Origin of the sequence: Streptomyces sp. MA5143a, assembly GCF_900290235.1 — a bacterium.
In the GTDB taxonomy this organism is placed as follows: Bacteria; Actinomycetota; Actinomycetes; order Streptomycetales; family Streptomycetaceae; genus Streptomyces.
Genome location: NZ_OLMK01000121.1, coordinates 58913 through 82381, shown reverse-complemented (window position 1 = coordinate 82381; position 23469 = coordinate 58913). Strand labels below are relative to the sequence as shown.

The 23469-nt window shown below is 72.5% G+C and carries 19 protein-coding genes and 2 pseudogenes; 11 read left to right on the top strand and 10 right to left on the bottom strand.

Annotated features, from left to right (window positions below; genetic code table 11):
• On the bottom strand, positions 1-577 hold a 577-nt coding region (locus SMA5143A_RS38740), incomplete at its 3' end, for a LacI family DNA-binding transcriptional regulator (RefSeq protein ID WP_146194024.1).
• A 303-nt stretch (positions 578-880) separates the two neighbouring features.
• Here SMA5143A_RS38740 and SMA5143A_RS38735 point away from each other — a divergent pair.
• The 3 genes from SMA5143A_RS38735 to SMA5143A_RS38725 all read left to right on the top strand — a co-directional run bounded on the left by SMA5143A_RS38735 (position 881) and on the right by SMA5143A_RS38725 (position 5615).
• Positions 881-3574, top strand: a complete 2694-nt coding sequence (locus SMA5143A_RS38735; protein WP_107467480.1) for a cellulosome protein — start codon at positions 881-883, stop codon at positions 3572-3574.
• Positions 3575-3802: 228 nt separating this feature from the next.
• Entirely contained in the window at positions 3803-4330 is a 528-nt protein-coding gene (locus tag SMA5143A_RS38730) for a DUF1062 domain-containing protein (protein ID WP_181362224.1), read from the top strand.
• Between the two features lie 100 nt (positions 4331-4430).
• On the top strand, positions 4431-5615 hold the full coding sequence (locus tag SMA5143A_RS38725; RefSeq protein WP_107467478.1) for a pyridoxal phosphate-dependent aminotransferase: 1185 nt from the start codon (positions 4431-4433) through the stop codon (positions 5613-5615).
• 5 nt (positions 5616-5620) lie between these two features.
• Here SMA5143A_RS38725 and SMA5143A_RS38720 read toward each other — a convergent pair whose 3' ends face one another.
• Positions 5621-6217: a TetR/AcrR family transcriptional regulator gene (locus SMA5143A_RS38720; RefSeq protein ID WP_107467477.1), complete on the bottom strand. Its 597-nt coding sequence runs from the start codon at positions 6215-6217 to the stop codon at positions 5621-5623.
• A 129-nt stretch (positions 6218-6346) separates the two neighbouring features.
• Here SMA5143A_RS38720 and SMA5143A_RS38715 point away from each other — a divergent pair, with 129 nt between their 5' ends.
• Together SMA5143A_RS38715 and SMA5143A_RS38710 are read left to right on the top strand one after the other, a co-directional pair.
• Entirely contained in the window at positions 6347-7249 is a 903-nt protein-coding gene (locus SMA5143A_RS38715) for an NAD(P)-dependent oxidoreductase (protein ID WP_107467476.1), read from the top strand.
• Between the two features lie 113 nt (positions 7250-7362).
• Positions 7363-8466, top strand: a complete 1104-nt coding sequence (locus SMA5143A_RS38710; RefSeq protein ID WP_107467475.1) for an AraC family transcriptional regulator — start codon at positions 7363-7365, stop codon at positions 8464-8466.
• 68 nt (positions 8467-8534) lie between these two features.
• On the opposite strand, the gene SMA5143A_RS38705 is transcribed toward SMA5143A_RS38710, so the two are convergent.
• From SMA5143A_RS38705 to SMA5143A_RS38680, 6 genes are all read right to left on the bottom strand, one after another.
• Complete coding sequence (locus tag SMA5143A_RS38705; RefSeq protein ID WP_107467474.1) at positions 8535-9956, bottom strand: aldehyde dehydrogenase family protein; 1422 nt, start codon at positions 9954-9956, stop codon at positions 8535-8537.
• On the bottom strand, positions 9953-10831 hold the full coding sequence (locus SMA5143A_RS38700) for an SDR family NAD(P)-dependent oxidoreductase (RefSeq protein WP_107467473.1): 879 nt from the start codon (positions 10829-10831) through the stop codon (positions 9953-9955). Before SMA5143A_RS38700 ends, SMA5143A_RS38705 begins: the two co-directional genes overlap by 4 nt.
• Positions 10828-12174 (bottom strand): flavin-containing monooxygenase, encoded by a 1347-nt coding sequence (locus SMA5143A_RS38695; protein WP_181362223.1) that lies wholly within the window; start codon positions 12172-12174, stop codon positions 10828-10830. The genes SMA5143A_RS38700 and SMA5143A_RS38695 overlap by 4 nt, the downstream gene beginning before the upstream one ends.
• 109 nt (positions 12175-12283) lie before the next feature.
• The gene (locus SMA5143A_RS38690) at positions 12284-13093 is read right to left on the bottom strand and encodes an MBL fold metallo-hydrolase (protein ID WP_107467471.1); all 810 of its coding nucleotides are present in this window, start codon (positions 13091-13093) and stop codon (positions 12284-12286) included.
• 127 nt (positions 13094-13220) lie between these two features.
• Complete coding sequence (locus tag SMA5143A_RS38685; RefSeq protein WP_107467470.1) at positions 13221-14939, bottom strand: sensor histidine kinase; 1719 nt, start codon at positions 14937-14939, stop codon at positions 13221-13223.
• Between the two features lie 317 nt (positions 14940-15256).
• Positions 15257-16327, bottom strand: a complete 1071-nt coding sequence (locus SMA5143A_RS38680) for a zinc-dependent alcohol dehydrogenase family protein (protein WP_107467469.1) — start codon at positions 16325-16327, stop codon at positions 15257-15259.
• 183 nt (positions 16328-16510) lie between these two features.
• Here SMA5143A_RS38680 and SMA5143A_RS38675 point away from each other — a divergent pair, with 183 nt between their 5' ends.
• Positions 16511-16888 carry an STAS domain-containing protein gene (locus tag SMA5143A_RS38675; RefSeq protein WP_107467468.1) on the top strand — a complete coding sequence of 126 codons (378 nt, stop codon included), beginning with the start codon at positions 16511-16513 and terminating at the stop codon, positions 16886-16888.
• Positions 16889-16900: 12 nt separating this feature from the next.
• On the opposite strand, the gene SMA5143A_RS38670 is transcribed toward SMA5143A_RS38675, so the two are convergent.
• Positions 16901-19282, bottom strand: coding sequence for a phosphoketolase family protein (locus SMA5143A_RS38670; protein ID WP_107467467.1), 2382 nt, complete (start codon positions 19280-19282; stop codon positions 16901-16903).
• Between the two features lie 49 nt (positions 19283-19331).
• Here SMA5143A_RS38670 and ppk2 point away from each other — a divergent pair, with 49 nt between their 5' ends.
• From ppk2 to SMA5143A_RS38645, 5 genes and pseudogenes are all read left to right on the top strand, one after another.
• The gene (gene ppk2, locus SMA5143A_RS38665; protein WP_107467466.1) at positions 19332-20135 is read left to right on the top strand and encodes a polyphosphate kinase 2; all 804 of its coding nucleotides are present in this window, start codon (positions 19332-19334) and stop codon (positions 20133-20135) included.
• 285 nt (positions 20136-20420) lie between these two features.
• Positions 20421-20607: pseudogene (locus tag SMA5143A_RS38660) on the top strand (LuxR C-terminal-related transcriptional regulator); the annotation flags it as partial.
• A gap of 100 nt (positions 20608-20707) precedes the next feature.
• Positions 20708-21118, top strand: a complete 411-nt coding sequence (locus SMA5143A_RS38655; protein WP_107467465.1) for a pyridoxamine 5'-phosphate oxidase family protein — start codon at positions 20708-20710, stop codon at positions 21116-21118.
• A 235-nt stretch (positions 21119-21353) separates the two neighbouring features.
• Positions 21354-22598: a globin domain-containing protein gene (locus SMA5143A_RS38650; protein ID WP_107467464.1), complete on the top strand. Its 1245-nt coding sequence runs from the start codon at positions 21354-21356 to the stop codon at positions 22596-22598.
• A gap of 41 nt (positions 22599-22639) precedes the next feature.
• Positions 22640-22875: pseudogene (locus SMA5143A_RS38645) on the top strand (AraC family transcriptional regulator); the annotation flags it as partial.
• A gap of 66 nt (positions 22876-22941) precedes the next feature.
• On the opposite strand, the gene SMA5143A_RS38640 reads toward SMA5143A_RS38645, so the two are convergent.
• Positions 22942-23469 carry a MarR family winged helix-turn-helix transcriptional regulator gene (locus tag SMA5143A_RS38640; protein ID WP_107467463.1) on the bottom strand — a complete coding sequence of 176 codons (528 nt, stop codon included), beginning with the start codon at positions 23467-23469 and terminating at the stop codon, positions 22942-22944.

Genomic DNA, 23469 nt, shown 5'->3' with positions numbered 1-23469 from the left:
AGCCCGCCCGCAACAGCTGCTCGGGCCGGTTGACGAAGGCGATGCGGCGATGGCCGAGGTCGGCGAGATGGTGGACGCACGCCGCCGCGAGCGCGGTGTGGTCCAGACCCACCCACCAGGTCCCCTCGGGCCGGGCCGTGCGACCGATGGTGACGGAGGGGAAGTCGAGTTCGGCCAGGTGATCGACCCGGTCGTCCTCCAACCTGATCTCCATCAGGATCGCCCCGTCGACCCGCCGCTCCCCCAGCAACCGCTGGAACGAACGGTCACTGTCCACACCACTCGGCGACAGCAGCACGTCATAGTCATGAGCCGCCGCGGCCTCCACCACACTGCCGATGAAGTCGAGCTGCATCCCCGTGTAGTGGTTCCCAGCCGGCGGGAACACCAGACCGATCGTGCTCGTCCGCCCGTTGGCCAGAGCACGCGCACTCGCGTTGGGCCGGTAACCGAGCTCGTCGATGACCCGCTGGATCTTCTCACGCGTCTCGTCCGACACCGGACGCTTGCCGCTCAGCGCATACGACACCGTGCTCCGCGAGACACCCGCCCGCTTGGCGATCTCACCGATGTTCACGGGCACTCCCTCATCGAACCGGTTCGAGGGCGAACCGCTCGTCGAACCGGTTCGCGTGAAGGGAAGGTAGGAGCCGCCCCGCGCACTGTCAACCCCTCGCGCCGACTCCGCGCGGCCGGTATGCGGATCCCTGCCGGGAGTATTGCTGGAGGCATACGGCGATGCTACGTTCCGGCGAACCGGTTCGACAGAGCCGCACACCTGTTTTCGATCCTCGACTCGACCTCCGAGATGCCGGGCTCCCCCACCCCGCATCCCATCGAACCGGTTCGGCCCTGGGCGGATCACCTCACGGAGACCTCAGTGCGACGTCATCGCAGCAGAACCCGAGCCGCGGCAGCCGGTGCCACCGCGGTCACGGCCCTTGCCACCCTGCTCGCCGGGCCCGCCGCGGGCAGCGCCGGCGCGGCGGCGCCGGAACGGCTCGTCATCGACCTCGGCACCGACACCGGCGCCTTCCACGGCGGCGCCTCCGGCTCCCTGTACGGCGTCTACGGCGACGGCGTACCGAGCCGCAACCTCATCGAGGGGATGGGCCTGCGCACGGTGTCGACGAAGGCGCAGGACGGCCCCCAGCACCCGGGCGCCGACGCGCTGGAGATGCTCCCGCCGTTCGTGGACTCCGGCGGCAAGGACGTCTACATCTACATGACCGACATCTACCGCGGCTTCCCCTACCAGTGGCCGGGTGCCGACGGCCCCGCCCGGCTCGCGGACTTCCAGCAGAAGATCAGGAAGCAGGTCGCCCAGGTCAAGACGATGGGCGCGTACAAGGACCATGTCGTCTACGTCCCCTTCAACGAACCCGAGGGGAACATGTTCGGCACGGGCGAGTGGAGCTACGACAAGGTCTCCTGGCTCGACGACCCGCAGCACTTCTTCGCGGCCTGGAAGGACACCTACCGGCTCATCAAGGGCCTCGATCCCGAGGCGCGGATCGCCGGCCCCAACACCTCGGTCCTCTACGACCAGATCAAGGGCTTCCTGCGGTACGCGAAGGCCAATGACGTCGTGCCGGACGTCATGACCTGGCACGAGCTGTCCTCACCCGCCAAGGTCCGCACGAGCGTGGCCACCTACCGGCGGTGGGAAAAGGAGATCGGCGTCGGCCCGCTGCCGGTCAACGTCAACGAGTACGGCCACAACTACCACCTGTCGGTGCCCGGCCAGGTCGTCCAGTGGGTCTCCGCCATCGAGGAGTCCAAGATCGACGCCGACCTGGCGTACTGGAACATCGACGGCAACCTCAACGACTCGGCCGTGGAGGCCAACAAGGGCAACGGCCAGTGGTGGCTGTTCCACGCCTACGCGCAGATGTCCGGGCACACCGTCGAGGTGACCGCCCCGCACCCCAACCAGCAGTACACGCTCCAGGGCGTGGCCACCCTGGACGAGGAGAAGAAGCAGTCCCGGGCCCTCTTCGGCGGGCAGAGCGGCGCCGCGGACATCGTGTTCCGGAACATCGACCCCGCGCTGTTCGGGACGACCGTGCGGGCCACGGTCCAGGAGATCCCGTGGACCGGCCAGGTCGGGGACTCGGCGCAGCCGCTGCGGCTCTCGGACCGGGAGGTGACGGTCGGCGCCGACGGTTCGGTGACCCTGCCGATGACCGGCATGAACGAGATGTCGGCGTACCAGGTCATCCTCTCCCCCGGCGGCAACGGCGGGGAACCGGCCGCGCCGTCGGTGGGCTGGCGCAGCACCTACGAGGCGGAGGACGCCACCTACACCGGCAAGGGCTACTCCCGGAACGGCCCCGAGGGGACGCCCTCGGACGTGGGCAGGTTCGCGACGTCCGGTGCCTACAACGTGGGCGGGCTGCGCACCGGCTCCGACGGGGTGCTCGCCTTCGACGTCGACGTCCCGCGGGACGGCACCTACGACCTGAGCGTCTTCGCCAACTCGTACAACCGGTACGACCTGGTGAAGGAGCAGGGCCCGACCAATGTCTTCCTGCGGGTCGACGGGAAGGACCCCCGGGAGCTGCGGCTGCCGCTCGGCTACAAGTGGGTCGTCTGGGGCCACACCGACACCACGGTGGAACTGACCGCCGGCACACACCGGATCACGCTCGCCGCGCGGGACCCCGAACTGGGGGTCACCAAGGGCGACGCGATCATCGACAAGATCGACCTCGCCCTGCGCGACGAGAACGTGACCGCCCCCGCGATCTACGAGGCCGCGTACGCCTCGCTCTCCGGGACGCGGCCGGACTACAGCCGGCTCGGCACCTCGGGTCCCGGTACGGTGCCCCTGGCGAAGGGCGACTCGGCGACGTTCTGGGTGTACGCGCCCCGCGACGGCGAGACGACCGTGTCGGTCGACCACCTCGGTGGCGGCCGGGCGGGCCTCTCGCTGGGCGGCGAGCGACTCGACGTGCCCGAGGTCGGCGGGGCCGGGAAGGGCACGGACCGGGTGCGGGTCTTCCTCTCCGGCGGCATCAACAAGATCACCGTCACCGGCGCCGCCCGTGAACTCGCCCTCGACCGGCTCCGGGTCGCCCTGTCCACCGGCTCCCTGAAGACCCGCGTGTACCAGGCGGAGGACGGCACGGTGACGGGGGCCGCCAAGGTGACCGACGCCTACTCGTTCGCCTCGAACGGCAAGGCGGTCACCGACATCGGCGACGGCAGGGGCAACGCGCTGACGTTCGACGTCGTGGCCGAGCGGCCCGGCCGGCACGCGCTGACCATCCGCTACTCCAACGCGGAGCAGGCGCCCGCCACCCACTACAACCCCGACCCGATCGCCCGCCACGCCGACCTCTCGATCAACGGCGGCGCGAGCCGGCGGATCCTGTTCCCGACGACCTTCCACTTCAACAACTTCTGGGACCTGACCGTCCCCGTCACCCTGAGGAAGGGCGCCAACCGGCTCACCTTCACCGCGGAGGAACTGCCCGACTTCGACGGCGACACCTACAACCAGTACGACCAGCGGTCGCCGTACGCCCCGGTCATCGACCGGATCGGGGTGACCCCGCTGGCCGGGAGGTAGTCGGGCCGGTGCGGTGCGGCGCGCGTAAATCGGTGGAACGACGCCGACGCGCGCCGCTACCGTGCTGCCGACCCGAGTCGCCCGATCAAGGACGTGCCGTTGTACACCGTGTGAGACCTCCCGACTGCTGATCTGTCGCGCGTCGCGCCTGTCCGTGCGCCGTGCTGCTTCCTGCTGCGGACTTCTCACTGAAACCGGTGTACTTCTGTGCTCACCACCTGGGTAGTCATGCCCACCTGCCTGCCGCTCGTCGTGCGTCGCTGCTCCGCGTGCGCGTCGGAGCGCTTCCGGGCGAACGGCAAGTTCCGTGTCAACGCGAACCACAAGCTCATCGACGCCTGGCTCCTCGTACTCTGCACGAGGTGCGGGAACACCGCGAAGCTCACGGTCCTGGAGCGCACGCAGGTGCGTTCCCTCCGACCGGAGCTCCTGGACCGGATGCACGCCAACGATCCCGCTCTGGCGGCCGAGGTGCTGCGGGACCCGGTCGTACGGCGCCGTCATCGCGTCGCCCTCGACTGGGACGGCGCCTGGCGTCTCGACACCGGCGGTGCGGATCTCCCGGACCGCGAGGTGATCGACGTGTCGGTCCGCTTCGCGGCGCCGATCCCCGTGCGACCGGTACGGCTGATCGGCGAGGGCTGCGGTCTGTCGCGGGCCGAGGTCGAGCGGCTGATCGAGGAAGGGAAGCTCGTCTCGGCGGTCCGGCTGAACAGCAGGCTCTCCGGCGACTTCACCTTCACGCTCAAGCGCTGAGCGTCCCACGGATACGGGGCCTGTCCGGTGAGTCCGCCGGACAGGCCCCGGACGGGCAGGGGGCTGTGTCGGCCGGGGCGGGCGCGCTTAGGGTCCCGGTATGAGCAACGTACGGATCTCGGAGCGCGCCCGGGCGGTCGCCCCGTTCTACGCGATGGAGTTCGGCAAGCACGCCGCCGCCCTGGAGGCCCAGGGGCACCATGTCGTCAAACTGAGCCTCGGGGAACCGGACTTCGGGGCGCCGCCCGCCGTGCTGGACGCGATGCGGGAGGCCATGGACGGGCGCCCCCTGACCTACACGGCGGCCCTCGGGCTGCCCGCGCTGCGGCAGGCCATCGCCGGGTTCTACGCGGACCAGCACGGCGTCGAGGTCGACCCGGCCCGGGTGGTCGTGACCGCGGGCGCCTCGGCGGCGCTGCTGCTGGCCGCCGCCGCGCTCGTCGACCCCGGTGACGAGGTGCTCATCGCGGACCCGGCGTACCCGTGCAACCGGCAGATCGTCGAGAGCCTCGGCGCCCGCGTCATCCTCGTCCCGACCACCGCCGAGGGCCGGTACCAGCTGACCGCCTCCTCGGTGCGGGCCGGCTGGACGGAGCGCACACGCGGGGTCATGGTCGCCACGCCGTCCAACCCGACAGGCACCTCGGTGCCGGCCGGCGAACTCGCGGCGATCTGCGAGGCCGCCCGCGAACGGGACGCGTGGCGTCTCGTCGACGAGATCTACCTCGACCTCGGCGACCACGACGGGCAGGGACGGCCGCCGCGCAGCGCCCTGTCGTTCGACCCCGGTGCCGTCGTCATCAACAGCTTCTCGAAGTACTTCGGGATGACCGGCTGGCGGCTCGGCTGGTGCGTCGTGCCCGAGCCGCTCGTACCGGCGCTGGAGCGCCTGGCCCAGAACTACTTCCTGTGCGCGTCCGCACCGGCCCAGTTGGCCGCCCTCGCCTGCTTCACGCCGGAGTCCCTGGCGGTGTGCGAGGCCCGCCGGGTCGAGTTCACCGAGCGGCGGGCGCTCGTCCTCGACGGACTGCGCCGCATCGGGCTGCCGGTCCCCGTGCCACCGGACGGCGCGTTCTACGTCTACTTCGACGTCAGCGGCACCGGGCTCACCTCGTGGGAGTTCTGCGAACGGGCCCTGCGCGAGGCCCATGTCGCGCTGACCCCCGGCCGGGACTTCGGCGTGGGCACGGCGGACAGCCATGTGCGGCTGTCGTACGCGGCGTCGGCCGAGGACCTGCGCGAGGGCATCGCCCGGCTGGGGAAGTTCCTGGCGGCCCTCGGGTAGGGCGGTCAGTCGGCCTCGCGCACCGCCGCGTCGAGGAGGGGGCCGAGTTCCCGGGCGACGGTGGTCAGGGCGCGGACGTCGCGCTCGGCCCTGGCCATCAGGATCGCCCCCTCCAGGGCGCTGATCATGAGTGTGGCGAGCGCTCCGGCCCGCTCCTCGGGCACCCCCATGTCCGTCAGCGCCTCCGCCACCGGGCCGGTCCAGCCGGCGAACGCGGCGGCGGCCGCGGCCCGTGTGGACGCGGTGGACTCGGCGCAGTCCACCGTCGCGGCGGCGACGGGGCAGCCGCCCGCGAACCCGGCGGTCTCGTACTCGTCGGTCCACTGGCGCACCATCTCGGCGAACAGCCCACCGGGCGTCGGCTCGTCCAGCGCGGCGAGGAAGCGGGCGACCCGCTTGCCCGCGTACCGGCCCGCCCAGGCCACGGCCTCGTTGACCAGCTGCTCCTTGCCGCCGGGGAAGTAGTGCCGCAACGAGCCGCGCGGCGCCTCCGCGTGGGCCGCGACCTCCCGCATCCCGGTCGCCGCGACCCCTTCGCGCCGGATCAGCTGGGCCGCGCTGAAAACCATCCGCTCCCGCGGCCCCCGTACGGACTGCGCCATGCCCCGACCTCCCTCGTCCCCCACGACGCCACCCTATGACCGCTGTCATAGCGGGGGCTACTATGACCGCTGTCATAGTCGGGTGCGGGGCGGCGGGCTCGTGTGCGCGGGCCGGGAAGGCAGTGCGTCGTGGACGTCGGTTTCATCGGGCTCGGGGTCATGGGGCAGCCCATGGCCCTCAACCTCGCCCGTGCCGGGACACCCGTCGTCGTCTGGAACCGCACGCCGGAGCGGTGCGCGCCCCTGCGTGGCGCGGGTGCCGAGGTCGCGGCCGGCCCCGGTGAGGTGTTCGAGCGGGCCGGGACCGTGTTCCTGATGCTGGCCGACGAGGCCGCCGTCGACGTGGTCCTGGGCCGCGGTACCCCCGATTTCGCCGCCCGTGTCGCCGGACGCACGGTCGTCCACATGGGCACGACCTCCGCCGAGTACTCGGCCGGTCTGCGGGACGACATCCGCGCGTCCGGCGGGCAGTACGTCGAGGCACCGGTCTCCGGCTCCCGTGTTCCCGCCGAGCGGGGCGAGCTGGTGGGGATGCTCGCGGGTGACGAGGAGGCCGTGGCGGCCGTACGGCCCCTGCTCGCTCCCCTGTGCCGGGAGACGTTCGGCTGCGGCGCCGTTCCGGGCGCGCTGCTGATGAAGTTCTCCGTGAACCTGTTCCTGATCACGCTGGTCACCGGGCTCGCCGAGGCGTTCCACTTCGCCGACCGGCACGGGCTCGACCGGGGGCTGCTGCGGGACGTGCTGGACGCGGGGCCGATGGCCAGCGCCGTCTCCCGGATGAAGGGACCCAAGCTGCTGACCCGTGACTTCGCCGTGCAGGCCGCCGCCGCGGACGTTCTGAAGAACAACCGTCTGATCGCGGAGGCCGCCCGCGAGGCCGACCTGGCCTCCCCGCTCCTCGACGTCTGCCACACGCTCTACGGCGAGACCGTCGAGCAGGGCTTCGGCGGGGAGGACATGGTGGCCGTGGTGCGCGCCCTGGAGGCACGGACGGACGGCGCCCGCGGGGACCACCGTCATCGCTCGCCCTGAGCGACCTGCCGTCCTGGGGGCCGGGCGGGGGGACTGAGCGGCCACGCCCGCGACAGGCTGAGGCCCCGTTGCCTACAGTGAGGCCAGGGACGGTCCGGGCGGGAGGGAACGCGATGCACGATGCTCCCGACCCGGCGACCTCCGCCGCGGCGACGCGCTCGGGCACCAGTCGCAGTACCTCAGCGACCATCGCGCCGAACATCCTGCGGTATCTCGCGCGGGTCGCCGAGGAGGACGGTGTCGATCTGCGGCCCGTGCTCGACGAGGTCGGGCTGGACGCCACGGTGATGCGGTCCGCCGCGCTGCGCGTCTCCTACCGGCAGGGCAGCGACGTCATCCGCCGGGCCCTGGAACGGACCGGGGACGAACACCTGGGACTGCGGGTCGGCGCGGCGCAGCATCTCACCGCGTGGGGGCCGCTCGGTCTCGCCATGATGGCCGCCGAGACGTTCCAGGAGGCCATCGAGACGGGCCTGCGCTACCAGAACCTGTCGGGGGCGATGCTGGTGTGGTCGGCCCGCTGGGAGGACGACGGCTATGTGCTGCGCGCCGACCTGCCGGACCCGGCGCTGGACCCCGCGGTCGCCGTGTTCCTGATCGAGGAGGCGTACGCCAGCGCCGCCACCCTCACCCGCCTGAACGTGGGCGCCTCGTTCGCCCCCGAGGTCGTCGACTTCGCGTTCCCCGCGCCGCGCGACACACGGCGGTTCGAGGAGCTGTTCCGCTGCCCGCTGCGCTTCGGCGCGCCCGGCAACCGCCTGGTGTTCCCGGCCCGCTGGGTGCGGGCGACGCAGCCGGGCCGGGACTCCATCACCTATACGTCCACGCTGGAGCTGCTGGACTCGCAGCTGGCGTCACGCCGTGACCAACAGGACCTCCTGGAAGTGCTGGAGGTCTCCATCGCGCAGAGCCTCCCGGACGTCCCCTCCTTCGTGGAGCAGGCCCGTCGGCACGCGTCCAGCGAACGCACCCTGCGCCGTCGGCTCGCCGAGTGCGGCACCACGTACGAGGCGCTCGTCGACGGAGTGCGCCGGGAGCGGGTCGAACAGCTGCTTTCCCGGCCCGAGTCGACGCTGCGTGACATCACCCGGCAGGCCGGCTTCGCCGACGTGCGGGCGCTCCGGCGGGCGGTGCGGCGCTGGCACGGTGTGACCCCGGTGGAGTTGCGGGCGAGGCTGCTGGAGCGCCGGGGGGCGGCCGGCGGATCGCCCGCTTGACGGTCCGGCTCACGTCGGTCCCGGCGCCCGCTCGACGTCCGGTTCACCCAGGGCCCTTCGGACGGATCTCAGCGCGTCCGGATCCAGACCGTCTTCTCACGTGTCCACTGGTGGAAGGCGTCGGTCGACTTCTCCGCGCCGCCGAAGCCGGACTGCTTCCAGCCGCCGAAGGGTGTGGTGATGTCGCCCTCGCTGTAGGCGTTGACGGACACCACGCCCGCCTCGACGCCCCGTGCGAGACGGAGCGCGGTGTCGAGGTCGCGGGTCCAGACCGACGCGGCGAGCCCGTACTCGGTGGCGTTGGCCAGGCGTATCGCCTCCTCCTCGGAGGTGAACGTCTGGACGGTGACGACCGGGCCGAACAGTTCCCTGGTGAGGACGTCGCTGCCCTCGGGCGGGCGGGTGATCACGGTGGGCGGGTAGTAGGCCCCGTGCCGGGGCAGGCCGTGGGGCAGGCCGCCGGTGTGGACGCGGGCCCCGCCGTCCCGTGCGGCGTCGACCGCCGCAGCGACCCGGGCGAACGCCGCCCGGTCGATCAGCGGTCCCACCTGGGTGTCGGGGTCCGCCGGGTGGCCGATGACCAGGCGCCGCGCGGCGGTGGTGAACCGCTCCACCACCTCGTCGGCGATGGCGCGGTGGACCAGGACACGGGAGCCGGCCGTGCAGTTCTGGCCCATCGTGAGGAACGCGGACTCGATCATGTGGTCGATGAGTTCGTCGCCGTAGGACAGGGCGTCGGCCATCAGCACCTGGGGGCTCTTGCCGCCCATCTCCAGCGACACGCGTTTGAAGTTGCTGTCGGCGGCGTCCTTGAGGACGCGCCGTCCGGTGGCGGTGGAACCGGTGAACGACAGGGCGCCCACGAGGGGGCTGCGGGCGAGGGCGGCTCCGGTGACGGAGCCATGGCCGGTGAGGACGGTGAGGACGCCGTCGGGCAGGCCGGCCTCGGCGGCGAGTCGGGCCAGGTGCAGGGCCGAGCGCGGGGTCGCCTCTGCGGGCTTGACCAGCAGGCAGTTGCCCGCGGCGAGGGCGGGGCCGACCTTCCAGGCGGCCATGGCGAGCGGATAGTTCCAGGGCAGAATCGCCGCCACCACCCCGACCGGTTCCCGGGTGACCAGGCCCAGGGCGTCCGGTCCGCCTGCGGAGAGGCGGCCGAAGACCTTGTCGGCCGCCTCGGCGAACCAGCGGATCGACTCGACGGCGCCCGGCACATCACCGGTGAGGCACTCCGTGAGGGGCTTTCCCGCGTCCTCGCTGTCCAGCCGGGCGAGGATCCCGGTGTCGCGTTCCATCAGGTCGGCGAGGCGCAGCAGGACCGCGGCGCGCTCCCGGACGGGCAGCCGCGACCACACCCCGGACTCATGGACCCGGCGGGCCCGCTCGGCGGCCTCGGCGACCCCTTCGGCGCTGGTGGCGGCCACCGTGGTGATCAGCTCCCCGGTGGCCGGGTCGACGACGGTCAGCACGGCGGTGTTCTCGACGACGGTCATGCCTCCTCCACCAGTTCCCAGCGTCCGTCGACCTGCCGGGCGAGTCCCCGACGGCGCAGTTCGTCGAGGTAGCGGGCCATGCCGCGTTCGCCGCGCTGCCGGAACAGCGGGAACATCCTGGGCAGCAGGTTCGGCACCAGCATCGCGAGCCGCACCAGCCGGGACTCGCCGGGCCGGGGGTACGCCTCCAGCCGGGGCCGGTCGAGAAGGCTCACCACGGCGGCCACCACGTCGGCGGGCTGCTGGGGCACGTCCTGGAACTGGAGGGAGTTCCCGCCGTCGACGGCTTCCTGGCGGAGCATCCGGGTGTCGGTCGCCGACGGCAGGACGGACCCGGCGAGGATGCCCTTGCCGCGCAGGTCCAGGCCGATGGCGAGCATCGCGCCGCGCAGCCCGAACTTCGACGCCGTGTAGATGGGGGTCTCGCCCAGGGGGAAGATCCCGCCGAGGGAGACGGTGGTGACCACGCGGGCGTCCCGCGCGGCCCGCAGCAGCGGTACGGCGATCCTGGTGGTCACGAGCGGCGACGTCAGGTTGACGGTGATCTCCCGCTCGATGCTCTCGACGCTGCGGACGTCGAAGCGTTCGGCGCTGGTCATGCCGACGTTGTTGACCAGCACGTCCAGTCGGCCGTACACGTCGGCGACCTGTGCGAAGAGGTGCTCGACCTGGGTCCGGTCCGTCAGGTCGCAGGCGAGCGCGGTGTGGCCCGTGCCGGGCAGTTCGGCGGCGACACGTCGGGCGCGCCCGTCGTCGAGGTCGACGACGACGCAGCGGGCGCCGCCGGTGGCGAAGCGGTGGCACAGGGCGCTGCCGATCCCGCCGGCGCCCCCGGTCACCAGCATGACCTTGTCGTGGAAGTCGTAGCGGCTCATGACAGCGCCTCCGAGTGTCGCGGGGACCGCACGGCCGGGGGCTGGCCCGCGGTGCGCCAGCCCATGTCGGCGGCGATCCTGGAGAGGTGCTTCACGAGGGCGGTGCTGTCGACGTAGCCGGTGTGGCGGGGGGAGGCGACGAACTTGATGCCTCCGGACAGGTCGGGGCGGTCGGTGCGGATCATGCGGGCGAACCGTTCCGCGTTCGGCAGCCGGTGCCGTGCGTCGTGGACGTACCCGGCGATCAGCTGGGCCTGGGTGTCGAACAGCTGGTAGGCGCCGGAGTTGGTCTCGACGAAGCCGACGCCGAACAGGCCCTCGTGGTCGCGGGAGAACGACGACAGATACAGGTCGGGGTGTTGTTCGTCGCCGAAGTACTTCTGGGCGACCGGCACCTTGTGGACGTATCCGGTGGCCAGCAGGATCAGGTCGAAGTCGTCGTGGGTGCCGTCGGTGAAGTGGACGGTGCGGCCCTCGGTGCGGGCGATCCCCGGCCGGGCGGTGATGTCGCCGTGCTGGAGGTGGTGGATCAGCAGCGAGTTGATCGCGGGGTGCGTCTCGAACAGCCTGTGGTCGGGCTTCGGCAGGCCGAGGCGCGTCGGGTCGCCGTTGACGAGCCGCAGGAGGGTGCCGAAGACCCGCTGGGCCAGCCACATCGGCAGGTGCGGCCCGCCGCTCGCGATGGTGTCCACGGGCCGGCCGAAGAGGTGCTTGGGGATGAACCAGTAGCCGCGGCGCATGCTGATCACCGCGTGGTCCGCGCTGCGGGCCGCGTCGCAGGCGATGTCGCAGCCGGAGTTCCCGGCGCCCACCACCAGGACCCGCTTGCCGCGCAGTTCCTCCGCGCTGCGGTAGCCGACGGTGTGGCGGACCTCGCCGGTGAAGTGGCCGGGGATCTCCGGCACGTTGGGGTGCCACTGGGCGCCCGTGCAGACCACGACCTGGCTGTGCGTGGTCCGTCGGCCGTCGGTGCGGGTGACGGTCCAGGTGCCGTCGGCGTTCTTCTCGACGTGCTCGACCTCCACGCCGAACTCGATGCGCTCGGTCAGCCGGTAGGCGTCGGCGAAGGAGGTCAGGTACGACAGGATCTGGCGGTGCGGCGGGTAGTCCGCGAAGGTGTCGGGCATCGGGAACCCGCCGAAGCCGGAGAGGGTTCTGCTGGAGATGAAGTGGGCCGACTCGTACATCGGGCTGCCCGGGTTGTCGATGTCCCAGATGCCGCCCGGCCCGGTGTGCCGTTCGAGGTGGGTGTACGGCAGGTTCCGCTCCGACAGGGCCCTGGCGACCGCCAGGCCCGCGGGCCCCGCCCCGATCACGCATGTGTCGTACCGGCTTGTTTCCATGAACCAGTTCCCTTGTCCGGCCGTTCGCGGTCCCCTCGCCGAGGGGTTGTAGGGAACCTACGGAGCGGCGCCGCGGGAGGAACTGGTCCTCGCGGTCAAAGAGGGGGCCTCAGCGGCCAGCGGCGGGGCCGCCGGGATGCCCGGCGCGTGCCTTCTCGAACAGGACCGGGTCGTGCGCGTTGACGATGGTCAGGTCCGCGTCGCCCCGCCGGTACAGCTCGGCCAGGCGGGCGTGGTTGGCGCGCACCCGCGGGAAGTCGTGGGCGAGCAGCGCTTCCGTGGCCCGCAGGACGCGCGGCACCGGTGTGCGGCCGTCGATGAGGCCGCGGTGGAAGAAGGAGTCGCCGGCGTGCAGGACCCAGCGGTCACCGGTGTCGACGGCGACGCAGGCGTGGCCGCGGGTGTGGCCCGGCAGGGAGATCAGGACGATGCCGGGGGCGATGGTGTCGAGTTCCTTGGCGGCGGCGAAGCCGCGCCAGGCCTCGCCGTCCGGGGTGTGTTCGACGAGGTTCGGGCCGTGCGCCCACTGGATGGGCCGGTAGCGGTTCCGCTCCCGCCGGGACGGGGAGGTGATGGCCCCGCGGACCTCGGCCGCGGTGGTGTGCACCTGGGCGGCGGGGAAGTCGGAGAGTCCGCCGATGTGGTCCAGGTCGAAGTGGGTGAGGACGATGTGCCGGACGTCCTCGCGGCTGAAGCCGAGGGCCTCGACCTGGCGGGCCGCCGTCTCGTCGGCCCTGAGCACGGGCCTGAGCAGCCGGCGTGATCCTCCGAGGCGCCGTCCGGGTTCGTCGATGTCGCGCAGTCCGAAACCGGAGTCCACCAGGACCAGGCCGTTCGGCGCCTCGACGAGCAGGACGTGGCAGACCAGCCGGGCGGTGGGCGGGAGCAGGGTTCCGCAGTTGAGGTGATGGACCCGCATGGCAGTACGACCTCCGGAGGGTCGACGTAGGGGCAACGGTCACGGGGCCGGGGGGCGGGCCCGCGGTGGGTGTGGGGCGGGGTGGCGGTGCGGGGCGACGGGGCGACGCTCCGTCCGGCGCCGTAGGTCAGACGGGCTTGAGCGGTACGCACCACACCAGGGCGGTGCCTCCGCCCGGGGGCTGGGTGAGGTCGAATCCGCCGCCGAGTTGCTCGGCGCGTTCGGCCATGTTGCGCAGCCCGCTGCGGCGGCCCCCGGCCGGGACGCCCACGCCGTTGTCGGTGACCGACAGACGCAACTCGTTCCCGTCGGTGGCGAGGACGACCTCGGCGCGGTCGGCGCGGGCGTGGCGGGCGATGTTGGTGAGGGCCTCGGAGAGGACGGCCACCGCGTGGTCGGCGATCTCCTTGGGTACGTCGGTGTCGAGCAGGCCCTCCATGCGCACGCTGGGGGCGAAGCCCACGACCGGCGCCGCGTCCCCGACCACCCGTACGGTGCGGGCCCGCAGGCCGGTGCCCGCGGCTCCGTCGCGGGTGCGCAGGCCGAAGATCGTCGACCTGATGATCTTGATGGTCTCGTCCAGGTCGTCCACGGCCCGCGAGACGCGTTCGGAGGCCTCGGTGTGCTCGATGAACCGGCCCGCGCTCTGCAGGGTCATCCCGGTGGCGAACAGCCGCTGAATGGCCAGGTCGTGCAGGTCCCGGGCGATCCGGTCACGGTCCTTGAGGACCGCGACCTCCTCGGCCTCCAGCCTGCGCTCCGCGAGCTCCATCGCGATCGCCGCCTGGGCGGCGAAGCCCCGCAGGAGGTCGATCTCCTTCTCCGTGAACGCCGGCCGCCCCGCCTCCCGCACCAGGAGCAGCACACCCCGGACGCCGCTCTCGCCGGTGCCGACGGGGACGGCGACGGCCGGTCCGAGGCCGGTGAAGCCCGGTGTCCCCGCCGAGACCCGTACGTCGTGGACGACGTCCGGGCTGGTGACGGCGGTCGCCCCGGCGAAGGCCTCGCCGAGGAGGCTGCCCTCCACGGGCAGGACCAGACCGTTCAAGGTCTCCGCCTCCTGGCCGAGGGCGAGTTCGACGGACAGCGAGTCCGTCTCCTCCATCGGCATCGCGACCCCTGCGAGGGCGGCGCCGGTGATCTCGCGGGCCCGGTCGGCGATCAGGCCGAGGACCTCGGTGCGGTCGCCGCCGGCCATCAGACGGTGCACGATTTCGGCGTTCGCCCGCAGCCAGCGCTCACGGAGCCGGGACTCCGCGTAGAGCCGGGCGTTGTCGATCGCGACGCCCGCCGCGACGGCCAGGGTGAGGGTGACCGAGACGTCCTCCTCGTCGAACTGGGCACCGCCGCGCTTCTCGGTGAGGTACAGGTTCCCGAAGACCTGGTCGCGGACCCGGATCGGGACGCCGAGGAAGGTGTTCATCGGCGGGTGGTGGGGCGGGAAGCCGTACGACGCCGGGTGGTCGGAGAGCTTCGCCAGGCGCAGGGGCTCCGGGTGGCGGATCAGCTCGCCCAGGATGCCGTGGCCCTCCGGGAAGGGGCCGATCCGGGCGATCTGCTCCTCGCTCACGCCGACGGTGTGGAAGGCGGACAGACGCTTGCCGTCGGGGCCGATGACCCCGAGGGCCGCGTACTCGGCGTCGACCAGCACGGCGGCGGCCTCCACGATGCTGCGCAGGGCCTGCTCCAGGTCCAGCTCGCGGCCCACCGAGAGCACCGCCTCCAGCAGGCTGTGCACCCGGTCCCGGGTGCCGCGGGCGGCGTCCAGGCGGGCCTGGAGCTCCTCCAGCAGTTCGTCCAGCCGCAGCTGTGGCAGCCGTACCCGGGCCTCCTCCGAGCTTCCCACCTGACGGTTCCTCCGGTCCCCTGTCCGCGGGCCCCACCGGCCCGGCCCCTGTGGCCAACGTAATGGTCGGCGGCGTGGCACGGTAGCGAATCCGGCCGACCCGGCGGGGACCGGGCGGGGACCGGGCGGGCAGCTCCGACTGCGGCGAAGGGCAGGCGAACGACGCCGGGACGGGCCCCGAGGTCGGGACCTTCGGCCCGTGCGGGACAGGTGGGGTCGGAGGGACAATGGAACGAGGAGCGGCACCGATCCCCCGCGGTGTCGCTCCGTTCTCCGTACCGGCCGGCGGCCCTCGGCGGGCCGGGGCGGAGCGGGGGTCAGGCCGCGCGGACGGCGACCTCCCGGTGCGGCAGGTCGCCGAGAACGACCTTCAGGGCGCCGGTGTCGGCGGCGCGGCCGAAGACGTCGTACGCCTCCTCCATGTGGTTCATCGGGAACGTGTGGGTGACCAGGTCCGCGGTGGGCAGGCGCCCGGCGGCGGCCATGCGCAGCAGCGTGGGGGTGGAGCTGGTGTCGACCAGGCCGGTGGTGAGGGTGACGTTCTTGATCCACAGGTCTTCGAGGTGGAGCACGGCGGGCTTGCCGTGGACGCCGACGTTGGCCACGTGGCCGCCGGGGCGCACCATGCGGGTGCAGGCCTCGAAGCTCTCCGGCAGCCCGACCGCCTCGATGACCACGTCGGCGCCGAGTCCGTCCGTGAGGTCGGCGACGAGCTGCTCGGGGTCCTCGCGGGCGTCGGCCACGGCGTCGGCGCCGAGCCGCTTGGCGGCCTCCAGCCGGGCCGCCGCCGGGTCCACGGCGACGATCCGCTCGGGGGCGAACAGCCGCGCCGTGGCGATCGCGGCGAGACCGATGGGGCCGGCCCCGACGACGGCGACGGTGTCCCCGGGCCGCACCTGCCCGTTGAGCACACCCACCTCGTAGGAGGTCGGGAAGATGTCCGCGAGAAGCACGGCGTCCTCGTTGCCGACCGTGCTGGGCAGTACGTGGACGGACAGGTCGGCGTGGGGGACGCGGACGTACTCGGCCTGGGTGCCGTCGATCAGATGGCCGAGGACCCAGCCCCCGCCGCCCCGGCACTGGCCGTAGGCGCTCTCCCGGCAGAAGCGGCAGCGGCCGCAGGCGCTGATGCAGGAGACGAGGACGCGGTCGCCGGGGCGTACGGTCCGGACGTCGCCGCCGACCTCGACGATCTCGCCGACGGCCTCGTGTCCGAGGACCGTGCCGGGACGCACGTCGGGGACGTCGCCCTTGAGGATGTGCAGGTCCGTGCCGCAGATGGTCACGGCGTCGACCCGTACGACCGCGTCGGTCGGGTCCTTGAGCGCGGGGTCCGGGATGTCCTGCCAGGCCGACTGCCCGGGTCCGTGGAAGACGAAGCCTTTCATGACGCTCCTCACCGTCCTTCTGCGCATGCCGGGAAAGTCCCCCACATCCAGCTTGTCCGCTGGACGCGGACCTCGCACGGGACCGACCGGGCCACCGTGCGGGCCGCCGGTCCCGTTCGGGCCGGTACAAGAGGGACCGAACGGCCCTACCGCCGACCCGGTCACCAGGGCTTGTCTCGTCTCATGGACGAGAACGACACCGGGTCCGCGCCGTACCGCACGCACCACACCTCCGGCGGCGCGACCGTCGTGACCCTGCGGGGCGAGATAGACGTCGTGACGGCTCCCGCGCTCGCGGCCCGCCTGGACGCCCTGACCTCCCGTCCCCACCCCGACCTGGTGCTGGACCTGCGCCCGGTCGACTTCATCGACTGCTCCGGGCTCGGTGTGCTGTGCCGGGCCCGCAACCGCGCGCGGGACCGGCACGGCCGGCTCCGCCTGGTCACCGACGACTCGCGCTTCCTGCGGCTGCTGCGCTGCACCGGCCTGACCGACGTGTTCGAGGTGGGGGCCCGGCTGCCCGGGGAGCCGACGGGCCCGGTGCCCGCCCCTGCCCGCTGAGCTCTGCGGCCGTCAGACGTTCCAGGCCCAGTCGGCGACCTCGGGCAGGTCGGTGCCGTGCTCTCGGATCCACGCGTGGTGGCGGGTCCGGGCGTCGGCCATCCGCTGCCGTACGGCGGCGGCGCGCACGGCGAGGCCGGGGACGCGGTCGACGACGTCCATGACGAGGCGGTAGCGGTCGAGGTCGTTGCGGACGACCATGTCGAACGGTGTGGTCGTCGTGCCGGACTCCTTGTAGCCACGGACGTGCAGGTTCCGGTGGCCGGTGCGGCGGTAGGCGAGGCGGTGGATCAGCCACGGGTAGCCGTGGTAGGCGAAGATCACCGGCTTGTCGGTGGTGAACAGCCCGTCGTACTCGAAGTCGCTCATCCCGTGCGGGTGTTCCTCCCTCGGCAGCAGCCGGGTCATGTCGACGACGTTCACCACGCGCACGGCCAGTCCGGGCAGGTGCCGGCGCAGCAGCTGCGCGGCGGCCAGCACCTCCTGCGTGGGGACGTCGCCGGCGCAGGCGAGGACGACGTCGGGTTCGTCGCCGTTCTCCGTGCCGGCCCAGTCCCAGATGCCCGCGCCGCGCGCGCAGTGGGCGCGGGCCTCGTCCAGGGACAGCCAGTCGTAGCAGGGCTGCTTCCCGGCGACGACGACGTTGACGTAGTCCCGGCTGCGCAGGACGTGGTCCGCGACGGAGAGCAGGGTGTTGGCGTCCGGCGGCAGATAGACCCGTACGACCTCGGGGCTCTTGTTCAGGACGTGGTCGACGAAGCCGGGGTCCTGGTGGGAGAAGCCGTTGTGGTCCTGCCGCCACACATGGGAGGTGAGCAGGTAGTTGAGGGAGGCGATGGGGGCCCGCCAGGGCAGCTCGCGGGAGGTCCGCAGCCACTTGATGTGCTGGTTGACCATGGAGTCGACGATGTGGACGAACGCCTCGTAGCAGGAGAACAGGCCGTGCCGGCCGGTGAGGAGGTAGCCCTCCAGCCAGCCCTGGCAGGTGTGCTCGGAGAGGGTCTCCAGCACCCGGCCGTGCCGGTCCAGGTGCTCGTCCACCGGCAGGGTCCCGGCCTGCCATGCCTTGCCGCTGGCGTCGAAGACGGCCTGGAGTCGGTTGGAGGCCGTCTCGTCGGGGCCGACGACGCGGAAGTCCCGGCGGGCGCGGGTGTCGTTCATGACCGCTTCCAGGAGGCCGCCGAGGACCCGGGTCGGCTCGTGGAGGGTGGTGCCGGGCTTCTCCACCGGGACGGCGAAGTCGTCGAGGGAGCGGACGGGCAGGTCACGGACGAGGAGACCGCCGTTGGCCTGCGGGGTGGCGCCGAGCCGGCGGGGGCCCTCGGGAACGCAGGCGAGGACGTCGGGGACGGGCCGCCCGTCGGTGCCGAACAGGTCCTGCGGCCGGTACGAGCGCAGCCACGCCTCCAACTGCCGCAGGTGGTCGGGGTTCTCCCGCACGCCGGCGAGCGGGACCTGGTGGGCGCGCCAGGTTCCCTCGACGGGCTCCCCGTCGACCTCGGCGGGGCCGGTCCAGCCCTTCGGGGTGCGCAGCACGATCACCGGCCAGTGCGCGCGCTCGGTGACACCGTCCTCACGGGCGGTGCGCTGCATGAGGGCGATCCGGTCGAGCGCCTCGTCGAGGGCCGCGGCCAGCGCGCGGTGCACCTGCGCCGGGTCGTCGCCGGTGACGTGGATCGGGACGTGCCCGTAGCCGCGCAGGAGTGCGTCCAACTCGCCCTCGGGGAGACGGGAGAGGACGGTCGGATTGGCGATCTTGTAGCCGTTGAGGTGGAGGATCGGCAGGACCGCGCCGTCGTGCACCGGGTCCAGGAACTTGTTCGAGTGCCAGGCGGCCGCCAGCGGCCCGGTCTCCGCCTCGCCGTCCCCGATCACACAGGCGACCAGCAGGCCGGGGTTGTCGAAGGCGGCGCCGTACGCGTGGGCCAGCGAGTAGCCGAGTTCACCGCCCTCGTGGATGGAGCCGGGCGTCTCCGGGGCGACATGGCTCGGAACCCCGCCGGGGAAGGAGAACTGCCGGAACAGCCGCTCCATGCCCCGCCCGTCCCGCGGGACGTCGGGGTAGATCTCGCTGTAGCTGCCCTCCAGCCAGGAGTTGGCGAGCACGGACGGCCCGCCGTGGCCGGGGCCCCAGACGCACAGCGCGTCCAGTCCGCGCGCCTTGATCACGCGGTTGAGGTGGGTGTGCACGAGGTTGAGGCCGGGCGAGGTGCCCCAGTGGCCGAGGAGCCGCGGTTTGATGTGCTCCGGCCGCAGCGGCTCGGCCAGCAGGGGGTTCGCCATCAGGTAGATCTGTCCGGCGGCGAGGTAGTTGGCGGCCCTCCAGTGGGCGTCCAGGGTGCGCAGCTCGTCGTCGGAAAGTACGGTGACGTTCTGGTGTTCGACCTTGGTCATGGGTGACTCCGGAACTCATCGACGGGGGTCATAGGGCGGTGGAGGCGGCATGGCCGGCAAGAAGGCGACGAAGTTGCCGCGTGCGGCGTACGAAGAGGAACTGCTGCGTCTGCAGACGGAGTTGGTGAAGCTCCAGGAATGGGTGCGGGCGACGGGCGCCCGACTGGTCGTGATCTTCGAGGGGCGGGACGCGGCCGGCAAGGGCGGCACGATCAAGCGGGTCGCCGAGCACCTCAACCCGCGTGTCGCCCGGATCGCCGCGCTGCCGAAGCCGACGGAGCGCGAGCGCGGCCAGTGGTACTTCCAGCGGTACATCCAGCACCTTCCGGCGGCCGGGGAGATCGTGCTGTTCGACCGGTCCTGGTACAACCGGGCCGGGGTCGAGCACGTGATGGGCTTCTGCACGGAGGAGGAGTACCAACTTTTCCTGCGACAGTGCCCCATCTTCGAGCGGATGCTGGTGGAGGACGGGATCCTGTTGCGCAAGTACTGGTTCTCGGTGAGCGACACCGAGCAGCAGGACCGGTTCCGCCGTCGGCTGGAGGATCCGCTGCGGCGCTGGAAGCTGTCGCCGATGGATCTGGAGTCGATCTCCCGCTGGGAGACGTACTCGCGGGCCAAGGACGAGATGATGGTGCACACCGACATCACCGAGGCGCGCTGGTTCGTGGTGGAGAGCGACGACAAGCGGCGGGCCCGGCTGAACATGATCGCCCACCTGCTGGCCTCGGTCCCGTACCACGAGGTCCCGCCGCCGGTGCTGGAACTGCCCGAGCGTCCCGCGTCGACCGGCTATCAGCGCCCTCCGCGCGATCTGCGGACGTACGTCCCGGACCACGCGGCGAAACTCTGAACGGCGGCGCTCCGAACGGCGGGCCACCGTGCTCGACCGCGGCGGGGGCCGGCGTACGGGCATGTGGTGGCGTACGGCCATGGAGACGCACCCCTTCGTCCGTGGCCGGACCGCGACCCGGCGTCGCTCGACCTCGCGTCCCTCACTCTCGCGGACCGCGGCCGGCCGCGCCGGATGCCGAAGGGCCGCGCCGACAGGGCCGGACGGCCCGGACGGCGGGCCCGGCGGCCCCTGGCGCGGCGCTCGGGCACGCCACGCGCGGAGGGTATGGGCCGGTGGGGGCCGATCGGCCTGATCGGCGAAGGGATCACCAACCGGGAGAATCGGCAAGAGGCTCTACCTGTCGGGGAAGACCGTCAAGAACCACATCTCCCGCCTCCTGGCCGAACTGGGCGTCCGACGCCGCGTCCAGGCCGCCGTCCTCGCCACCCACCTGGACCGGCCGACCCCGGGCGAGCGTCGGCCGAGCTGAACGAGACAGGGGCCGCCCCTCGGGGGACCCCGGCCGGACGGGCTGGAGAACGGGCCGACCGGCCCTACCCGTGTTCGGGTGTCGTACGGACGATGGGCTGATGGTTCAGAACGATGCGTTTCGTGTGCTCGACCGGCAGGAGTGCCTGAGACTGCTGGCCAAGGTGCCGGTCGGGCGGGTGGTCTACACCCGGCGCGCGCTGCCCGCGGTGCTCCCGGTCAACTTCGCCCTCGGCAACGACGACGCCGTGCTGCTGTGCACGTCGGCCGGCTCCGACCTGGTGCGGGCGATCGACGGTGTCGTGGTCGCGTTCGAGGGCGACGAGTTCGACCCGGTCACCCGGTCCGGCTGGAGCGTCGTCGTCACCGGCCGGGCCGACGTGGTGACCGATCCCGCCGAGCACGGGCGGCTGTCCCGCACCGGCCCCGCCTCCTGGATGCCCGCGCGGAACGAGGTCTTCGTGCGGATCGCGTCCGAGATGGTCACCGGCCGTGAACTCGGCACGCGCTGACCGGACGACGGTTCCGCGACAGGGCTTGTCGGAGGCCGTTCCCGGGCCGCCCGGCCCCTCGTCGGCCGCACCCGTTGGGCCGATGCTCCCGACTCGATGGGGCCATTGGTCCCCACTTCGCCGGTAGCGGGCGAACGGCGCCGAAACGCGGTCCGTCGCCTGGTACACAGAGGACCGGCGCCCGAGGGGACGCGGCGCCCGACCTCACCCCTTCCGCCCACTCCTGGGAGGCCTCATGCTGTCCGAAGAGTCCGCCGCCGTCGTCCGCGCCACCCTGCCCGCGGTCGCCGGAGCGCTCGACGAGATCACCACCCGCTTCTACGGCGCCATGTTCCGCGACCGTCCGGAGCTGCTCGACGGGATGTTCAACCGCGGCAACCAGGCGAGCGGCGCGCAGCGCCGGGCCCTGGCCGGGTCGATCGCCGGGTTCGCGACCGCGCTGCTGGACGACCCGGACACCCGCCCGGACACACTGCTGGACCGGATCGCCCACAAGCACGCGGCGGTCGGGGTCACCGACGACCAGTACACGATCGTCCACAAGTACCTCTTCGGCGCGATAGCCGAGGTGCTCGGCGACGCCGTCACCCCGGAGGTCGCGGCGGCCTGGGACGAGGTGTACTGGCTGATGGCGGGCGCGCTGATCGGCCGGGAGGCCCGGCTGTACCAGGACGCGGGCGTGACGCCCGGCGAGGTGTGGCGGCCGTGGACCGTCGTCGAGCGCCGTACGGAGACCCCGGACACGGTGTCGTTCCTGCTGCGCCCCGCCGACGGGGGACCCGCGCCGCGGGCCCGGGCCGGCCAGTACGTGAGCGTCCGCGTCCGTATGGCGGACGGTGTGCGCCAGGTACGGCAGTACAGCCTCTCCTGCGACCCGGGCGACGGTCTGCGGCGGATCACCGTGAAGCGGGTCGCCGCGGCGGAGGGCACGCCGGACGGCGAGGTCTCCACCCTGCTGCACGAGCGGGTGTCCGCGGGCGACGAACTGACCCTGTCGGCGCCGTTCGGCGATGTCTTCCTCGACGATCCGGCCGACACCGGGTCCCCGGTCGTGCTCGTCTCCGCGGGCATCGGCTGTACGCCGATGACCGGCATCCTGGCGCATCTGGCCGCGGCGGGCTCGACCCGCCCGGTGCTGGTGCTGCACGCCGACCGCTCCCCCGCCGACCACGCCCTGCGCGCCGAGACAAGTGCGCTCGTCGACCGGCTCCCGGGTGCCCGCGCCGTCGTCTGGTACGAACACCCCGAACCGGCCGAGCCGACCCGGCAGGCCGAACAGGTGGAGCGGGCCGGTACGGAGTTCCGGAGCGGTCTGATGGATCTCGACGGTCTCGAACTGGCCCAGGACGCCACGGTGTTCCTGTGCGGGCCGCTGCCCTTCATGCGGACGGTGCGCGGTCAGCTGCTGGCCGCGGGGACACCGGCCCGCGCCATCCGCTACGAGGTGTTCGGCCCCGACCTGTGGCTGCCGGGTTCCTGACGGAGCGGTCACCCGGAGCGGCTGACCGGATCTTTGCTTTCGATCTGGCCCTGCGTCTCGTCGCGGGCCGGCACGGCCCGGCCCGGCGGTCGCCGCCCGGGTCGCCCGCGACATGGTCGTCTACGCCCGCCGCAACGGCCACGAGCCGCGGACGACCCTGCGCCCGGAGCGCGCCGAGCACCTCATCAGCCACGGCGCCACGGTCGACGCCGCGGCACGCTCGGTCGGCTTCGAGGACGCCCGGATGCTCCGCCGTCCGCGCGCCCGCGCGAACTGAACCGGCCACAGGTCCGGGCGCGGGTCGCCCCTCACGAACCGACCCGGCCGCGGCCCCCGGCGCGGGTCACGCCGAGGCCGGGTCCGGTGACTCGGCGGGGCGCTCGGCGACCAGGTCCGGCAGCAGTCCTCTCAGCGCCTCGCGCTGCGCGGGCCCCATGAACTCGCCGAGCGCGTCGGTGACCGTCCCGGCGAGCGCGTCGGAGGCCTCCTTCAGCAGCCGCCGCGCCTTCTCGGTGAGCGCGACCTGGATCCCGCGCTTGTCGCCGCACACCGAGGCGCGGGTGACGAGGTCGGAGTGCTGGAGGCAGGCGATCTGGTAGGTGAGCCGGGTCTTGGGACGGCCGAGGAGCTCCGCGATCCGGGTCATGCGCAGCCCGTCCTCCGGCCGGGTGGCCAGTAGACACAGGATCAGGAACTCGTCGTGGGAGACGCCGAGCCGCTCCTTCACGACCGCACGCAGCCGCTGCTCCACCGCGCCCGTCGCGCCCAGCAGCAGCATCCAGCCGTGCAGCTCGGCCGGCAGAAGGCCGTCGCTCCCCCGCGCGGACGGGCATTCGGGCAGGTGGGCGGGGTGTTTGTCGTGGTCGGCCAT

What these genes read in the sequence shown, in the direction of transcription:
- SMA5143A_RS38695 (WP_181362223.1), bottom strand. Translation starts at nt 12,174, where the DNA reads ATGGAAACAAGCCGGTACGACACATGCGTGATCGGGGCGGGGCCCGCG.
- SMA5143A_RS38650 (WP_107467464.1), top strand. Translation starts at nt 21,354, where the DNA reads ATGCTGTCCGAAGAGTCCGCCGCCGTCGTCCGCGCCACCCTGCCCGCG.
- SMA5143A_RS38670 (WP_107467467.1), bottom strand. Translation starts at nt 19,282, where the DNA reads ATGACCAAGGTCGAACACCAGAACGTCACCGTACTTTCCGACGACGAG.
- SMA5143A_RS38640 (WP_107467463.1), bottom strand. Translation starts at nt 23,469, where the DNA reads ATGGCCGACCACGACAAACACCCCGCCCACCTGCCCGAATGCCCGTCC.
- SMA5143A_RS38705 (WP_107467474.1), bottom strand. Translation starts at nt 9,956, where the DNA reads ATGACCGTCGTCGAGAACACCGCCGTGCTGACCGTCGTCGACCCGGCC.
- ppk2 (WP_107467466.1), top strand. Translation starts at nt 19,332, where the DNA reads ATGGCCGGCAAGAAGGCGACGAAGTTGCCGCGTGCGGCGTACGAAGAG.
- SMA5143A_RS38675 (WP_107467468.1), top strand. Translation starts at nt 16,511, where the DNA reads ATGGACGAGAACGACACCGGGTCCGCGCCGTACCGCACGCACCACACC.
- SMA5143A_RS38710 (WP_107467475.1), top strand. Translation starts at nt 7,363, where the DNA reads ATGCACGATGCTCCCGACCCGGCGACCTCCGCCGCGGCGACGCGCTCG.
- SMA5143A_RS38720 (WP_107467477.1), bottom strand. Translation starts at nt 6,217, where the DNA reads ATGGCGCAGTCCGTACGGGGGCCGCGGGAGCGGATGGTTTTCAGCGCG.
- SMA5143A_RS38680 (WP_107467469.1), bottom strand. Translation starts at nt 16,327, where the DNA reads ATGAAAGGCTTCGTCTTCCACGGACCCGGGCAGTCGGCCTGGCAGGAC.
- SMA5143A_RS38730 (WP_181362224.1), top strand. Translation starts at nt 3,803, where the DNA reads ATGCCCACCTGCCTGCCGCTCGTCGTGCGTCGCTGCTCCGCGTGCGCG.
- SMA5143A_RS38725 (WP_107467478.1), top strand. Translation starts at nt 4,431, where the DNA reads ATGAGCAACGTACGGATCTCGGAGCGCGCCCGGGCGGTCGCCCCGTTC.
- SMA5143A_RS38655 (WP_107467465.1), top strand. Translation starts at nt 20,708, where the DNA reads ATGGTTCAGAACGATGCGTTTCGTGTGCTCGACCGGCAGGAGTGCCTG.
- SMA5143A_RS38690 (WP_107467471.1), bottom strand. Translation starts at nt 13,093, where the DNA reads ATGCGGGTCCATCACCTCAACTGCGGAACCCTGCTCCCGCCCACCGCC.
- SMA5143A_RS38700 (WP_107467473.1), bottom strand. Translation starts at nt 10,831, where the DNA reads ATGAGCCGCTACGACTTCCACGACAAGGTCATGCTGGTGACCGGGGGC.